Origin of the sequence: Proteus sp. G2674 (genome assembly GCF_009915195.1) — a bacterium.
Classification (GTDB): Bacteria; Pseudomonadota; Gammaproteobacteria; order Enterobacterales; family Enterobacteriaceae; genus Proteus; species Proteus mirabilis.
Genome location: NZ_JAABLS010000027.1, coordinates 30,968 through 47,216, shown reverse-complemented (window position 1 = coordinate 47,216; position 16,249 = coordinate 30,968). Strand labels below are relative to the sequence as shown.

Here is a 16,249-nt window from a genome sequence, read left to right as displayed (position 1 = left end):
TAGGTAATATATATGAATAAAACAATAGATACTTTGCCACTTAACTTTCGTATTTTAATAAAATTAGCCCCACTCCCTCTGATTAGTGGCATTATTATGGCAATAATCTCAACAATGCTAAGTTTAGCACCATTATGGATCATCTATAAAATCAGCCAGATTTGTTTTTCACCATCACCTAATATTCAACAAATAAATAATCTAGTTTATATCACTGTGATTATTTTAATTTTACGTTGGGGATTAATGGCAATAAGTCATATTGCCACACATCGGGGGGCTTTTTATATTCAGCATCAATTACAACTAGCAATAGCTAAAAAAATCAGTAAAGTACCATTATCATTTTTTGCTCAATATGGCAGTGGAAATCTGCGACGTATTATCAATGATGATATAAAAAGCTTAGAAGGTTTTTTCGCACATATGCTACCTGATCTCGTCTCAGCCATAGTGACTCCCTTTATCGCTATTATATTACTTTTTTATGTAAATTGGCCTCTTGCCTTATTATCTCTAACCCCATTACCCATTGCTTTTATGGCTCAACTTCTCATGTTGCGTCGAGCCAATAAACAAACCAATGAGTGGATGAATATTCAGAAAAAAATTGCTAATGAAATAGGAGAATATATTAAAGGAATACGAGAAATAAAAGCGTTTAACTTAACCTCCCATACTTTTGGTAAATTATCTCAATCTATCAATTCCTCTGTTAAATGGATAAAAAATAATGTCAAAGCTAGTACAGGCTCTTGGATGGTATTTAGTGGGATATTAACAGCGAATCTCGTTATTATAGCACCAGTAGGTGGGTGGATGTATTTAAATCAACATATTGATTTATCTACTTATATTTTATTTTTAATGACATCCCCCCTCGTACTTGCGCCGTTATTACGACTAACATTTGTGCTAGGAGAACAAGCTCAACGAAAACAAACCTTAAAACATATCAGTATGATCCTTGAACTTTCAGAGCATAAACAACATGATAAACATTTTACTCTCCCTAAAAATAGCGATATTACTTTTAAAGATGTCTGTTTGGATCATGGTGATAAACCGATATTAGAGAAAATTAGTTTTAATGCCCAAGCGGGTACAACAACTGCAATTGTAGGCCACAGTGGCGCAGGAAAATCCTCATTATTAAAACTAATTCCCCGTTTTTATGATTGTACTTCTGGCCAAATAAAAATAGGTCAATATGATATCAACTACTGGCCAGAAATTGATTTACTTTCTCAAATAAGTGTTGTTTTTCAAGATGTATATCTATTTCATGGAACTATTTTAGAAAATTTACTCATAGCAAATCCTAATGCCTTATTTGAGGATATTATCAAAGCAACTAAAGTAGCCAATATTCATCATGTTATTGAGAAACTCCCAGCAGGGTATAATACATTAATTGGTGAACAAGGAAATAAACTTTCAGGTGGAGAGAAACAGCGATTATCAATTGCAAGAGCACTACTAAAAAACTCTCCAATCCTACTTCTCGATGAAATTACTGCCAATGTTGATGCTGAAAATGAAATTTTGATCTATCGCGCATTAAAGAGTCTATGCCAGAATCGGACTGTTATTATGATCACTCATAACCTACATACTATTATTAACGCAGATAAAATTATTGTGCTTGATAATGGAAAGATTATTGATACAGGTACACACACCCATTTATTAAACCAATGCCCAACCTATCAAAAATTATGGAATGATTATAGTCACACTATTCATTGGCAATTAATCTAGGAGAATAATAATGATTAAAGAATTAATTAAATCAGGTTATTTGCTTTCTAATAAAAAAGATAAAGATTTAATGGTGGGTCTATGCCTTGCCGTAGTTGAAGGTCTTTTGGCTACTATTCCGTATATTCTACTCTATTTTTTATTAATTGATCTTTTTGCCAATAAAATCACACTAACTCAGTTATTTTATTACTTCTTATCAATACTCTTATCTATTGTTCTACGTATTGTCATTGGTACTTATAGTATGCCAATGATTTTTATTGGTGCTTATAAAATGATGGGGCAAGCCCGTCTAAGAATAGCCGATCATTTACGAAAAATCCCGATTGGCTGGTTTTCTTCTCAACGCAGCGGTGATCTTGCATCACGGCTTACTGCTGATTTAGAGATCATTGAAAATATCTGGTCACATTTCTTAGGAATGTTTATCAGTACCTTAGCAATGCCTGTTTTTCTCTCACTATTCTTAGTATGGGTAGATTGGCAACTCACTTTAATTATATTATTTTCTATTCCAATCGCTCTGTTCGCATTATCCATAAGCCATAAAATAATGTTAAAAGCTGCACAACAGGCAGCTGATGCTAATGCCAATGTACAATCCGAATTACTCGATTATATCCAAGGAATTATGGTTATTCGTAGTTTTGGGCGACTTGGTCCTGCATGGAAAAAACTAAAAGTAGCCTTAGAAACACAAAATAAAACCCAAATAGTTCTCGATTCCAAGCCTGCCCCTTGGATTGCACTTTATGGTTTTATTCTTGAATCAGGTTTTATTTTATTAATGATAATAGGAACAAGCCGTTTAATTAGTGGCTCACTTTCTCCTTCTCAATTCGTTTTTTTCCTTGTATTAGCACTCCCCATTTATCGACAATTCTTTGATTTAGGATTATCCAGTATGTTGTTAAATTATGCACAAAAATCATTACAACGCATAGAAGAAGTAATGAAAGTTGTTCCACTTTCTGAGCCTATATATACTCAATTACCAATAAGAACAGATATCTATTTTAACAATGTAAGTTTTGTTTATCCTTATAATAGTCAATTAACATTAGATAATATATCTTGCTGTTTTCCTGAAAAAAGCTTTACGGCTATTGTTGGCCCTAGTGGCTCAGGGAAAAGCACTTTACTACAGCTTATTTCTCGTCTATGGGATGTTAACCAAGGTGAAATATTGCTAGATGATATTAATATTAACCAAATAAATTCCGATAAACTCTGTTCATATGTATCTTCTGTTTATCAAGATGTCGTTTTATTTTCAGGAACAATTAAAGATAATATTTTAATGGGAAAAACAGATGCTCACGATGGTGAAATAATAACTGCAGCTAAATTAGCTAATGCACATGAGTTTATTATGCAAAAACCACAAAATTATGATACTCCTATTGGTTACGGTGGTATGTTACTCTCAGGTGGAGAACGTCAACGTCTTTCTCTTGCTAGAACTTTATTAAAAAATGCGCCAATTTTACTGATCGACGAAGCAACATCGAGTATCGATTGTTCATCAGAAGTATTAATTCAACAAGCTTTATCATTGTTATCAAAAGATAAGACAATCATTATGATTGCTCATCGATTAAATAGCATTAAAAATGCCGATAACATTATTGTAATGGAAAATGGAAAAATAGTAGAACAAGGAAAACATGCTGAGTTACTTGCAAAAAATGGCTTATATGCACATTTATGGACGCAACAAACACAACTCTGCTAGCTCTTCTTTTATGATTAAATATCATGGACAAGAATTTGTTTAAACGTAATGAGGTACATATCTGGATTGGCAATCTAGCAAATATGTTATGCTGGAATAAAGCCAAATCCAGAATGCATATCTTAAATAACGAAGAAATATCATCGTTGTTTAGCTACCACTTGATAAAACAGCGACATCTATTTTTGCTTTCAAGAGTTATGCTACGTGATATTTTATCATTCTATTTAGATATTCCACCAGCAGATATTAAGCTATTGAGAAATCAATATGGGAAACCTTTTATTGAAAATAATGATATAACAAAAAAAATTCAATTTAATTTATCACATTCACATGATTGTGTTGCTATTGCTATTTCAAACACATCACTAATTGGCGTAGATATTGAATATTGTTGCCATAATAGAGAGCTAAATAATATTATCGAGTATTGTTTTTCAGAAAAAGATAAACAATATTTATCTTACTTTAATGAAACCCAAAAAAAATATATTTTTTATAAAATGTGGACATTAAAAGAAGCCTATGTTAAATCCATTGGATGTGGATTATCAAATAACTATATTAAAGAAATTGATTTTTATTTAAGGAGGAACAGAGCTACCTCTATTGAATTCATAGAAAAAAATGCAACAGAAAAATTGTCATTCATGACAAGAAAAATATTTAACATCTATCAAATATCCACTGTAACACAAAACAATCAAGAAGATTTTCAACTCATACATTGGTTATAGAGTTTATTAGTATTCTATACATCATAGACTTCAGAGAACCAAACTAATACTACATCTTCTTTTACCTTGATAAGCAAATTATTTTTCATGAATATTCTTTTTAATTATCATTGAGATAATTATAGATATTATGGTATATACCATATATCGTTCATTTTTAACCGTACAAACATTTTCCAACTGAATTATAAGTATTATTTAACGGCTATATTGCCTGTCGAAAAACATTAAAATAATAGTTAACTTATTTTTTGCTTTCAACTATTAAAATTACACAGAAAAAACTTTTCATTTCGCGGTTGTGCACATAAATGAAGGAGTTGGGTAATCAAATTGAAAACCTCTAAACTTTTCACCTCCCCCCCTCCCTTATAGTCTAAACGACCATACGTACTAACTCACCAATTGGAAATGATTAGTGACAGGCCTTTAATGGTTTGTTATCCATATATATTTATATACAAAAAAATTTTTCTTTGGGATAATGGGATAAATTGATTATTTCTATTCAATATCATCAAGTTAAATTATCCCAAGAGCTACCTTTTTTATCCCTAATTTTTTATTTTTGGGATAACTTTGCTTTTTAATTAACCTTCATAACAATTCATCATCATCACCCTTGGGATAACATGGGATAAATAAAACTGATATAACATAATGATATTATTTCTTTTTTTAGTTTTTATCCCGTTATCCCACTTATCCCAACGTTTTTGATTCATCACGGGGGCTATTCCCGCTGGTTACTCTTCCTCACTATCAATTAAGACAACAAATCGCTGTTGACTGCCGTTGATGCTGATAGTTTTACCATCTACGCGCCCCGATTCGGATCTGACTAAAATACCTGCCTCTTCGAGAGCCTCCGCCCCCAATTTCTTTTGAATGCCTGAGAGTATTTCATCTTCAAATACTGACGGTATAATATGATATTCGTCCTTGCCGTCCTCTCTGCGACCAGAAACCAAATAACCCGCAAGGTTTGTTATCCTTCCTGCATAAACACGGTCTAGATCTCCGTTACGCTTACCATAAGTGTATGGCTGAAAGCGATTTAATCCATAGCGCTGAATAAAATCCCTTGCCCGTTTAACGACTTGGTATTTTTCACGGTTTCCTATGCCGTAGTTCTCCAACCATTCATTAAAGCTGTTACGAACAAATCGGCTACATTCCGCGATATCCCAACATGTAATTGATGTTGCTAGCTCTGCGGTAGCGTCCAACATGGCGAAACGAGTAGCTACTCTCTTGACCTGTGGCGATACTTCTTCGGGTAAACTCGATAACCATTCATGCTCTTTGTTTATAACTATCTGACTAGCTTCGTCTTGATGGTTTGCAAGGTATTCAATCCATGCCCTACCAATAGCACCACAATGTTGTGTTGATGCCCGTTTAATGGCACGTGAATGCAAATCACCATCATCAAGGCTATGAAACTCAACAGTATCAGTAAAGGGCACACTAACCAGACGCACTAATTGCCCTGCTTTTGGGGTAACACTATTTCGAATGAGATAGGTTTCAAAATCTTCCTCACCCGTTGATAACGCCACAATTGTCCAACGTAAAATAGCTTTATTTCCACCGTCTTTATTACCTTGAATACGTCCTGTACCATTAAATAGGCTATAAGCACTCCCTGCGACATGCCGCACATCATTACCCTGTCCAATTTCATCAATCGGCATAAAACCATCATTTCGTGAAGCGGCTTCAATCGTTAACCCGTACTTTGTCGCATCCCATGTTAATTTCAGTTCATCGGGTACACCGTAGATACTTGAGGCAGCCTCTACAGTAGTAGTTTTCCCTGCTGATGACTGAGCGAATAAGTGAATGCCAAATGAACTACCACCTGATAAAGAGTTCAGCGGAGCAGCTAACGCAACTAACCCACCTAAAATCATGGATTGATTACCTTTCATTAAATCACCTACATTCTTCCGCCAGCTTTCAGTCGTTCCTCTAACAACATAACCAGCAACGGCGGAGGTTCCACCACAAAAGGCAACAGGGCGACTAGGTGTACCAATAATATGACCATCTGGCATCACATATGCCCCATCATGCCAACCAGCAGTATGTGTGATCGTCCATTCGTCGCGCTTACCCTGTCGTTGCAGATAGTTAGCCAATAGATCCAACTGACCACGTTTGGTTGTAATATTTACCCCCCGGGATCGCAATCTTCCCCACCCTTGAGGCGAACCTAATTCACGCCGTGGAATAGCCTCATAGATAATTTGGTTACTCCCTTCTTGCTTCATCTGAATAACCAAATAACTGTCTTTACCATCAGAACCAATGCCCACCGTAGACATTTCATCCGAAAACCATGTTTCTTTTTCGTCAATCTCGCCCGTCGTGTTATTTTGCTTGCGTTCGATGTAATACAAACCACCGTGACGCTTATCAAAAAAGGGAGCTAAATCATCGTGGAAATTGATTTTCTCCACCGCTATTTCCGTTTTCTTAGGTCCCTTTATCGGCCACAACCTATTAATGCGCTTAATATCGGTAAGAACAGAAGTTAACTCTTCCTGTGATATATGCGATAAAACTAATGCTTGACGTTTTTCTTCTGCTTTTTTCTGATTTTTAGCTGAATGATATCCCTGCTCAATAAACCAATCTGGTGTCACGGTACCTTCCATTACCAATGAACGCATACAGATAGCGAGAGAGTTCAATCGGTGTTCTACTGGATAGCGTAATATCGAGGCATCAGCAGCTCCCTTTTGAGGTGGCGTGCCCTGCTTAATCCACTGGTAAACACTGGTAAATAATGAATCTGACCATTCTGGCAACTTTCCCTTAGCTTTTACCCTATTAGTCATTGCCTACCTCCGTATAAGGAAATCCCTCACGTTGATAGATTTTAAATTTCGCTTCATGCTCATTAAAACGCATCGCATCAATCAAACAAGGTAAATACATCAATGAATCACCGACACGTCGTAAATCATTTTTAGCTTGGTTTTCATGGTAATATTCATTTGTACAAACCCAAAAAGCACATTCTCCCATTGCACGTAATACCGATAGCAGCCCATCACACATTTCAGAATAAATCCTTCTGCAGTTTCGTAATTCTTCTGAGCTCATTGAGTCTAAATCGGCTTTTACAAGGTAGTCATAAATATCAGGCATGACATTCACCTCCAGGTACATTAACTAAAGCATCGTGTAATGACTGCCTAATCTCACTATTTAAATCACATGCAATGGAAATAAGATCTAAAAGTTCTTTAGAGCATTCTGTAGACGCCTGCGCCAATATCGCCGTAAACAGTGAACTAGTTTGTTGTGCCTTATATACAGCAGCATCTAATGGAATAAGTTTATTCATGCTGTCCCCCAAAGCGAATACGTATTGAGAATAAACAATGGGAATCAAGAAACATAGTACGAGCATCTTGTTTATTGTTAGCTTCAACAGTAAAGAATTTAGATTGCTGGCATGAGAAAAAACGCCATAAGAATTTAATATTTAGGGTAAAACTATCCTGTTAGGGTTGGTGCACTATGGGGCATAGTTCCTATAGGTACACACATGTCAACTATCATTAAACAGGATAAGCAACCCAAAGGAACAGGAAAAGCACCACCGTTCCATATGCGCATCACTCCAGACTTAAAAGAGTAATTTGAAATGTAACGAAACAATCAAATATGAGCTTGGCTAATTGGCTTAAAACTCTCGAACGCAAAGAGTTAGAACGTTTAGGTATTGAACCTAAAGGTTGAACTAAGTAACCATCATTCACTAGGTTGTGATGCTGAACTGCGTATGTAATACGTATGAACATCATACCAGTATAAGATTGGCAGTATTGAACTAACTCGATATAATCGGGGTAGTTAGTAACTTGCTCTACTGAATGAAGTTAAAAAAATGTTCATTAGTTAACCCCTAATACGTCCTGTCGGACTTATTAAGCTTATAAATTACTCAATGCGTCTACTAACTTCATGTAACGCTTAAGATACTGATACCTCTGAGTTGATAGCATCTCAAAATGCTGTCTGTTCAATCTTTTGCATACAAATTAGCAAACCTAATTGTTGTTCATCCACACAGGAGCGTTCGCCAGTGAGTAAACCTGTTAGTCGGTTCTCTGTACGTGCTAAATAGATATAATGATGTTTCTCTGCGCCTAAATCTCTTAATGCATCCCTTGATTCATGGTAATGAGGTAAATATTCTCTACGAATGGATTCAGCCGCTCATTTCTTACTAAATGCTTTAGTTACATCCAGTTTGAATTGCACCATTTGCTCATGAGCTCGCCCACGAACAATAATGCGACACATAAAGTCAAATTGGTTTTCATTGAGTAAAACGTATTTATTAATAATTGTGCCTGTTGAGTGTGGGCACATCTCCGTTTGAAACGGAAGAATGCCGAATTAACGTAAACTCTTAGCATTCTTTTTTACTAACTTAAAAAAATTTTTATGTTTAATAGAAATGCATTTAGCAAACAGGCGACTATCTATTCTTGGTTCGACTCTATGATAAATTAAAATAGACTCTTGGCTAATTTCAAAGTGTGCGAATCCATCAGCAATTAAGCTGTTTTTTTCAAATCTCATATATTTCTTCTCTTTTATTTAATTAATAAGAGCTATAGCGACAACACCTTTAGCTTGAATTATTTTGTATGCAAACGAACGTAATTTCGTATTTATTAATTGCGTGTAATTAACAATTACTTGTACTAGTTCGATTTATTACTATATGGATTATTAATATTTTCCACAGCTGGAATGTTATGAATTCATAACAATAAATCACTTAATAACCATGCTGAGGAATTACGCCTCAATACTTTGCGAGCAGGGAAACGTTCTTCGTTTTCTAGTGTGTAATTGTTGTGCGTGAAATAGATGTAATGCGCTGACGTTCTTTCTCACAAATGAGATGATCATACTGTCGCAATACTCAGCAAGGATTAAACGGCGTAATTCTTGTGTTGGTGAGATAAACTGAGTCATTAAGCCACCTCACTAGAACGTGATTCAGCAATCTTATTAGCAATCCACTCATCTACTTCAGATTCAACGAAAGCAATAGAACGAGTGCCAATTTTTACTTGCCGTGGAAAGTTATTCTCTTTAATTAATCTATAAATCCATGCTTTGCTGTAACCTGTGCGTCGCAAAACCTCTGAAAGCCTAATCAGATTATTCATAGTATTTTCCTTAATATGGTATGAAAAGATATGCGAAAAGACCCTATACATAAATGAATAAGGTTAATAACGCATTATTCTGGTTTATATTTTGGGTGTTTTTTATGGGGAAAATAATATTGTTTAAAACAAAATATTCTCAACAATAAATTGACTTTTGGCACACGGTGCATGTGCTAATATGATTATAAAAGATAAGAACTACAACTATACCCCACAAGGGGGGGCTTAATTTTAAAAATATAATAAAAAATATTTAATCTATATTACGAAGAGAAATCATCAACATACTAATGAATATATCATTAGCTCCTTTTTATATAGTTTAAGGGAATCGATGTTGCTCTGAGAATTTACTCTGAACGCTCCGTATTTATTACAAATCTGTTCTACCACTAATCACGCTAAAAGTAACATATGAAGCACTTCAAGAGCACCACCGTGGCAGATTTCACCCAGAGAAGTTGCCCTGGTATATCTGCGTTTATAAAAAAGCATTGGCCGCTTTATCAGCGACGCCATTCTGATAGCTAATACATAATTCGCTACCATCGTTGTTAAAGAGCCAAGTCCACAATGATCTACTGCGGTACTATTAGATATAGTATACTGTAATAATAAACAGTCAAGCTTAAGAAACGAACAAAATTACTTGCTACATCTTTACATGATCTATTATCGTCTACTAAGGTGTACTTTTGAGTATATATTAAGATTTCTCTTATCTTGATACAAATTCAGCCATATCATACATTTAAAAATCAAATAATAATTAATGGTCATTTTAGATACAAAAAACCAGACCTTTTATTCCCAGATTCTGTGTATTGTTGCTGGTAGTTTAAACATGCTTAAAGTTATCGTGAACGACTTTATCCCCGTTCTCTAATGCCCCCATATAATCAGCATACCATTGAAGCATTTCTCTACGGTTATCAATATACTGAGCGTGGTTATAGGTTCCACGAATAGAGTTTTTATCAACGTGCGCTAGCTGTGTCTCAATCCATGCTGTGTTATAGCCTTGCTCATGTAGGATAGTACTCATTGTGTGCCTGAATCCATGACCTGTAGCTCTACCACCATAGCCCATACGTCTAATCATCGTATTCAGTGCCATATCTGATATATGCTTTCTATAATCAGTGCGACTAGGGAATATATATTGATAACTGCCACTGATTGGGTGTATCTGTTTCAGCAAATCAATAACCTGCTCTGATAGTGGCACAATATGGGGTCGACGCATCTTCATTTTTTCAGCCGATATTTCCCATATTCCAGTATCAAAGTTAATTTCTGACCATTCCGCCTTTCTCAATTCGCCTGGTCGAACTCCAGTTAATATAAGTACCCTTAATGCCACTCTAACAATCTGGCTTCCCATATACTTATCAATAGAAGAAAGAAACTCTGGTAATTCACTTACCGAAAGGTGGGCGTAGTGTTCACGCTTATGTGGAACAAAGGCACTAGCTAAATCTGGTGCAGGGTTATATTCTGCCCTACCAGTAATAATTGCGTACTTCCACACCTCACCGCAACGTTGGCGCACTTTCTTTAGCTTCTCGGTTGCCCCACGCTTTTCCATAATAGAAAGCACTTCAAGTAATTCTATTGGTTTGATTTCAACAATCGGGCGATTACCTATATGGGGAAAGACGTCTTTCTCAAATGCGTCCATCATGTCATCACGATAACCAACAGACCAGCGATCCTTTCTGCCCTCATACCATTCAAGAGCGATATTTTTAAAGGTGTTTACACTGTCAATCTTTGAAGCTTGCTTTTGTTCTTTGCGTTGTTGGTTTGGGTCAATTCCATCCGCCAGTAATCTCTTTGCATCATCACGCTTTCTTCTGGCATCAGCTAATGTAACCGTTGGATAAACTCCAATAGCTAAAAGTTTCTCTTTACCATCAATTCGGTATTTTAACCGCCAATACTTTCCGCCATTAGTTTTAACCAATAGATACAGGCCACCACCATCAGACAGTTTATAGTCTTTTTCTTTAGGCTTACTAGAATCGATTTGTTTAACGGTTAACTTCATTTTGGGGGTACTCAAATCATAGGATATAAATATACCCCCATATGTACCACCTAAAGGGGGTAGTTTTCAATAGATGTTAGTAGACATTGGGATTATGGAATTTTGTTATAATGCTTGATTTAATCAGGAGTGTAAGACTTTAGTAGACTTAATTGGAAGTAAATATGGCGGAGGAGGAGAGATTCGAACTCTCGGATGGTTTCCCATCGGCGGTTTTCAAGACCGCTGCCTTCAGCCGCTCGGCCACCCCTCCGCAATGGGGAGCAATATAAACATCCACGCTTATATTGTAAAGCCCTTATTGTCTTGTTTGGCGTAATTTTAAACGCCCTTTGATTTAACAGCTTAATTTATCAACGATTTACGCATTAGACTTGGGTATTGCGGTTATTTTTGCTAAATTAAATGATTATTTTTGATTGGTTAGAAACACATGTTTGTATTTAACGGACAACAAATCGAGACAGATAGCCACGGTTATTTAAAAAACAGCAATGAATGGACCGAAGAGATGGTGCCAATATTAGCTGAACTTGAAGAAATTGAACTCACAGAGCAACATTGGGAAATTATCCGTTTTGTGCGCCAGTTTTATTTAGAGTTTAATACCTCACCGGCGATCCGAATGTTAGTGAAAGCATTAGCACAAAAATATGGCGATGAAAAAGGCAATAGCCGTTATCTATATCGCTTATTCCCTAAAGGTCCTGCTAAACAGGCAACGAAGCTCGCGGGCTTACCTAAACCTGTCAAATGTATTTAATACTAAGATGCATAATGGCGGATTGAAAAGTCTGCCATTTCTTCATATTGGCATGGCGTTGCCGACCAGAATACAATCTTACTCCCTATTGGTCCTCCAGCAGCCAACCAATCTTCTATTTTTCTCAGTACCTGCTCTTCAGCAAAAGCTCTGATCCCCACACTGCCATCATCACGATTCCACACATAACCCGTAATAGGCTGCTTTTTCATCCATTGATAAGTATGAAAGCGGAAACCGACACCTTGTACACGACCTTGAATAATATATTCTCTACCAACCTTCATTTACCTACCCTCCAAACTTACATGTAACGCAAAAATTCCGATAAGATTGTTGTCTTTTCTTTATACAATAGATAATCTGATTTTGTGAGGTTTGCATTTACACTGGATAACGACGTGTTTAATTTTGTTACACCTTGAAATTTCACTTTATGCCCTCATATACAGAAATTAATAAAGCAAGGTTTTACGGAGGTGATAAATGATGATCGCCAGCAAATTTGGAATAGGCCAGCAGGTTAGACATAAACTACTCGGTTATTTAGGTGTAGTTGTTGATGTGGATGCTGAATATTCCCTTGATCAACCTAACGAGGATGATATTGCATCTAATATGACCTTGCGATCAGCGCCTTGGTATCATGTTGTCATGGAAGATGATGAAGGACAACCGGTTCATACTTATTTAGCTGAAGCTCAAATAACTTATGAACTCTCAGATGAGCATTTAGATAATGACTCAATGGATGAGTTGTCACAATCAATCCGCAACCAATTACAGGCTCCGCGATTAAGAAACTAATTTTCTTTCATTCTTAACTTAATGATAATCGCCGAATACATTTCGGCGATTTTACTCTGCCTATTACCAAGGCAATCCGTGGGCTTCTATCTCTTTTTTAGGACAGCGATCCATAACCACGCGCAACCCCGATTGTTCAGCTAATGCTTTTGCTTCTTCATTGATCACACCTATCTGTAACCATAAAACTTTAGCATTAATTTTAATCGCTTCTTTGGCAATCTCGAGCGCTGCTGCTGATTGACGAAATACATCTACCATATCAATCGCCACAGGAATATCTTGCAAATGACCATAACATTGCTGGCCTAGTATTGTTTCCCCTGCCATACCCGGATTAACGGGGATCACCTCATAGCCTTGCTCTAATAAGAATTTCATGACTTTATAACTAGGGCGATCTTCTTTATGACTTGCACCAACCAGTGCAATTGTTTTGACACTTCTTAGAATGTCATAAATCTCTGAATCAACCATTTATATGCTCCGTTATCAGCAGGAAGATTGAAAATCTTATGATACATCATAGTATCTTGTTCCGCTCATAGCTTGTAAGATAAAAAAAAGGTATGTTGACAACTGGAATAATAACTGTATTTATTTTTAAAGGTAGCAAATGGAACAAATTGACCGCACACTCGCCACAGAAAAAAATATTGCGTTAGTTGCACATGATCACTGTAAAAGCTCATTGCTTGAATGGGTTAAAAACAACAGTGAACAGCTTTCTCACCATAAGTTATTTGCCACAGGAACAACAGGAAATCTGGTTAATCACCATACAGGATTAGAGGTCACTCAGATGCTAAGTGGCCCCATGGGAGGTGATCAACAAATTGGTGCTATGATCGCAGAAAAGAAAATTGATATTCTTATTTTCTTTTGGGATCCACTCAATGCCGTTCCTCATGATCCAGATGTGAAAGCGCTGTTACGCCTAGCAACAGTTTGGAATATTCCCGTAGCAACCAATCGTGCGACGGCTAATTTTCTTATTTCGTCCCCTCTTTTTTCACAAGAGTCAAAAATTAAAATTCCCGACTATGAAGGTTATTTAAAAGAACGTTTAAAATAATGCCTTATGGTTTTTTTTGCGTAGGGACACCTTGAGATTTTAACTCTGACACAAAACAAGATGGTTGTTGTTTATTAAATAATAACCATACTTGTTTTTTTGCTCTTGTTAATGCCACATACATTAATCGGCGCTCTTCAGCATCAGGATAGTCTTCAACAGGGGGTAATAAAGCGGTTTCTATAATCGACTCTCTTGCCGGAGCTGGAAATCCGTCTTTACCCGATTGTAAACCTAATATAATCACATAATCAGCTTGTTGACCTTTTGAAGCATGAAAAGTCATAAACTGTAATTTTAATTTGGGCCAGCGCGTTTTCGCCTTTTTCAATAAATCAGGTTGTAAGTAATGATAACGCGCTAATAAAAGGATCGTTTCATCGTCACTGACATAACCACTCATTTTATTTAATAAACTTTCTAATTGATCATCCGGCAATAATACAACGGCTTTTTTATTACCTTTTGTTAAGCTATTTAAAGGCTTAGCTAATTGATTAGGATTTTGTTGAATAAATGTATTGGCAACGTCACCTATAGTCGAATTAAAACGATAAGTGGTATCTAATGCACACTCAGCACCATCACCAAAAGATTGATGAAACGCTGTTGTTAGTAATAATTCAGCCCCACTAAAGCGATAAATAGCTTGCCAGTCATCACCAACTGCAAATAATGAAGTTTGTGTATTTTGTTGTTTTAACGCATTTAATAGTGCTGCTCTTAGTGGTGAAATATCTTGGAATTCATCCACCAGAATATGTTTCCAAGGACTGACGAAACGCCCTTTTTCTATCAGATTAATGGCTTGATGTAATAGCCCTGAAAAATCAATGGCATTCTCTTCTTTTAATGCGGTTTTCCATGCCTTTAACAGTGGTGCTAATAGTTTTAAACACTTTTTAAATGCATCCGTATATTCTGCAGGCACAGAATCAATCATTGTTTTTTGGCTACCACCTTGCATTCTTAATAAACTGATCCACCGCTCTAACCTTACGGCAACTTGATTTTCTAATTTTTTATCATGCCAAAACTCCCCATCAGGGATTTCCCATGCTAGCTCTTCAGATAACCACTCACGCCAGCCTTTCGCTTGTGCTTTTTTCTGCTGACACTGCTCACGCCACTGCGTTAACAATAGTGTTCTTCTCTTTTCACTATTGATTTCTAATTCGCTGATCTTGGGTTGTTTTTTAGTTGACTGTTGGATAATAAATAATGCCAATGCATGAAAGGTTTTCGCCGTAATATCAGCATTTAAGCGCTCAGATAAACGTTGGTTCATCTCTTCAGCGGCTTTACGTCCAAAAGCCAATAGTAGAATTTGTTCAGAGGTTGCTAGTTTACGACGTAACAACCACCCTGCTCTTGCCACTAGTACCGACGTTTTACCACTACCAGCACCCGCTAATACCAATATATTATCTTCACCGTTGATAACGGCTTTACATTGCGATTCATTTAAAGGCGATGTTTCAATGGTAGTAAAAAACTCCGCATGCTCTGTCAACATACGGGTGATCCATTGCTCATTTTCTTGCGCAATTAATGCCTTACCTTGCTGTAACCACTGTAAACAGCGTTGATAATGCACCTTACAGTTATCAAATTGAGCAAGTCGTTCCAGAGGAAGAGGAATAGCAGAAAAACTTTCTTGGATAGCCTGTTGAATACCGGCTAACTGGTTTTGTTTTATCCATTTATCGCTTTGAATTATATCTTGGATAGAAGAGAGTTGCTTTTCAAGTACTTGCGCCGTTATCTCACTCATCTCTTGGCTCCATATTTGCCAAGTTTGATAAAGATAGCGGTAAAATTGTTGCGTTTCTTCCCAGTCCGTTCCATGCAAACGAACCACTTTATTGTCGGGCAGTAAAAACTCTAACTCTCCCCACACAATGCCTTTTTTACAAAAAATGTCGATCAATTCATTAAAAGGAATTAAATATTGATGCTTTTCACCACTGACCTCAATACCCGCATTTAACAATTTTACCCTGTTATAAGGATGCTGAGCTAAACGTTGTCCCATTGGGGTTGATTTCAGTTCCATTCTGTAATTCCTACAATAAATAACAAATAGTCTGTCGTTAAACTCTTTTTTA

At 36.4% G+C, this 16,249-nt stretch carries 16 protein-coding genes and 1 tRNA gene; 6 read left to right on the top strand and 11 right to left on the bottom strand.

Annotation, left to right across the window (positions count from 1 at the left end; translation table 11 throughout):
* Window positions 1–12 precede the first annotated feature (12 nt).
* From GWI58_RS12415 to GWI58_RS12405, 3 genes are read left to right on the top strand one after another with little or no spacing between them, the layout of a single operon-like run.
* Entirely contained in the window at window positions 13–1,761 is a 1,749-nt protein-coding gene (locus tag GWI58_RS12415; protein WP_161748262.1) for an ABC transporter ATP-binding protein, read from the top strand.
* A 10-nt stretch (window positions 1,762–1,771) separates the two neighbouring features.
* The gene (locus tag GWI58_RS12410; protein ID WP_161748263.1) at window positions 1,772–3,499 is read left to right on the top strand and encodes an ABC transporter ATP-binding protein; all 1,728 of its coding nucleotides are present in this window, start codon (window positions 1,772–1,774) and stop codon (window positions 3,497–3,499) included.
* 23 nt (window positions 3,500–3,522) lie between these two features.
* Window positions 3,523–4,239, top strand: coding sequence for a 4'-phosphopantetheinyl transferase family protein (locus GWI58_RS12405; RefSeq protein WP_202608555.1), 717 nt, complete (start codon window positions 3,523–3,525; stop codon window positions 4,237–4,239).
* A 746-nt stretch (window positions 4,240–4,985) separates the two neighbouring features.
* On the opposite strand, the gene GWI58_RS12400 is transcribed toward GWI58_RS12405, so the two are convergent.
* The 8 genes from GWI58_RS12400 to GWI58_RS12360 form a co-directional block, all read right to left on the bottom strand.
* A complete protein-coding gene (locus GWI58_RS12400) occupies window positions 4,986–7,085 on the bottom strand; it encodes a DUF927 domain-containing protein (protein ID WP_161769219.1) in 2,100 nt (699 codons plus the stop codon).
* Window positions 7,078–7,398 carry a hypothetical protein gene (locus tag GWI58_RS12395; protein ID WP_161769218.1) on the bottom strand — a complete coding sequence of 107 codons (321 nt, stop codon included), beginning with the start codon at window positions 7,396–7,398 and terminating at the stop codon, window positions 7,078–7,080. Before GWI58_RS12395 ends, GWI58_RS12400 begins: the two co-directional genes overlap by 8 nt.
* The gene (locus tag GWI58_RS12390; RefSeq protein WP_161769217.1) at window positions 7,391–7,597 is read right to left on the bottom strand and encodes a hypothetical protein; all 207 of its coding nucleotides are present in this window, start codon (window positions 7,595–7,597) and stop codon (window positions 7,391–7,393) included. The genes GWI58_RS12395 and GWI58_RS12390 overlap by 8 nt, the downstream gene beginning before the upstream one ends.
* A gap of 1,061 nt (window positions 7,598–8,658) precedes the next feature.
* A complete protein-coding gene (locus GWI58_RS17895) occupies window positions 8,659–8,844 on the bottom strand; it encodes a hypothetical protein (protein WP_237611699.1) in 186 nt (61 codons plus the stop codon).
* A 222-nt stretch (window positions 8,845–9,066) separates the two neighbouring features.
* A complete protein-coding gene (locus GWI58_RS12375; protein ID WP_373273822.1) occupies window positions 9,067–9,246 on the bottom strand; it encodes a hypothetical protein in 180 nt (59 codons plus the stop codon).
* Window positions 9,246–9,443, bottom strand: coding sequence for a helix-turn-helix transcriptional regulator (locus tag GWI58_RS12370; protein ID WP_161769216.1), 198 nt, complete (start codon window positions 9,441–9,443; stop codon window positions 9,246–9,248). The genes GWI58_RS12375 and GWI58_RS12370 overlap by 1 nt, the downstream gene beginning before the upstream one ends.
* A gap of 841 nt (window positions 9,444–10,284) precedes the next feature.
* The gene (locus GWI58_RS12365) at window positions 10,285–11,496 is read right to left on the bottom strand and encodes a tyrosine-type recombinase/integrase (protein WP_161769215.1); all 1,212 of its coding nucleotides are present in this window, start codon (window positions 11,494–11,496) and stop codon (window positions 10,285–10,287) included.
* Between the two features lie 165 nt (window positions 11,497–11,661).
* Window positions 11,662–11,749 (bottom strand) — tRNA-Ser (locus tag GWI58_RS12360).
* Between the two features lie 180 nt (window positions 11,750–11,929).
* On the opposite strand from GWI58_RS12360, the gene tusE reads away from it, so the two are divergent.
* Window positions 11,930–12,259 carry a sulfurtransferase TusE gene (gene tusE / locus GWI58_RS12355; RefSeq protein ID WP_004244693.1) on the top strand — a complete coding sequence of 110 codons (330 nt, stop codon included), beginning with the start codon at window positions 11,930–11,932 and terminating at the stop codon, window positions 12,257–12,259.
* A gap of 2 nt (window positions 12,260–12,261) precedes the next feature.
* Here the strand turns inward: tusE and GWI58_RS12350 are convergent, their stop codons facing one another.
* Window positions 12,262–12,546 (bottom strand): acylphosphatase, encoded by a 285-nt coding sequence (locus GWI58_RS12350; RefSeq protein WP_004244692.1) that lies wholly within the window; start codon window positions 12,544–12,546, stop codon window positions 12,262–12,264.
* A gap of 199 nt (window positions 12,547–12,745) precedes the next feature.
* Here GWI58_RS12350 and hspQ point away from each other — a divergent pair, with 199 nt between their 5' ends.
* On the top strand, window positions 12,746–13,066 hold the full coding sequence (gene hspQ, locus GWI58_RS12345; protein ID WP_004244691.1) for a heat shock protein HspQ: 321 nt from the start codon (window positions 12,746–12,748) through the stop codon (window positions 13,064–13,066).
* 63 nt (window positions 13,067–13,129) lie between these two features.
* On the opposite strand, the gene GWI58_RS12340 is transcribed toward hspQ, so the two are convergent.
* Entirely contained in the window at window positions 13,130–13,543 is a 414-nt protein-coding gene (locus GWI58_RS12340; RefSeq protein WP_004247691.1) for a CoA-binding protein, read from the bottom strand.
* A gap of 139 nt (window positions 13,544–13,682) precedes the next feature.
* On the opposite strand from GWI58_RS12340, the gene GWI58_RS12335 reads away from it, so the two are divergent.
* Complete coding sequence (locus GWI58_RS12335) at window positions 13,683–14,141, top strand: methylglyoxal synthase (RefSeq protein ID WP_004244689.1); 459 nt, start codon at window positions 13,683–13,685, stop codon at window positions 14,139–14,141.
* 4 nt (window positions 14,142–14,145) lie between these two features.
* Here GWI58_RS12335 and helD read toward each other — a convergent pair whose 3' ends face one another.
* Window positions 14,146–16,197: a DNA helicase IV gene (gene helD, locus GWI58_RS12330; protein WP_071233947.1), complete on the bottom strand. Its 2,052-nt coding sequence runs from the start codon at window positions 16,195–16,197 to the stop codon at window positions 14,146–14,148.
* Window positions 16,198–16,249 lie beyond the last annotated feature (52 nt).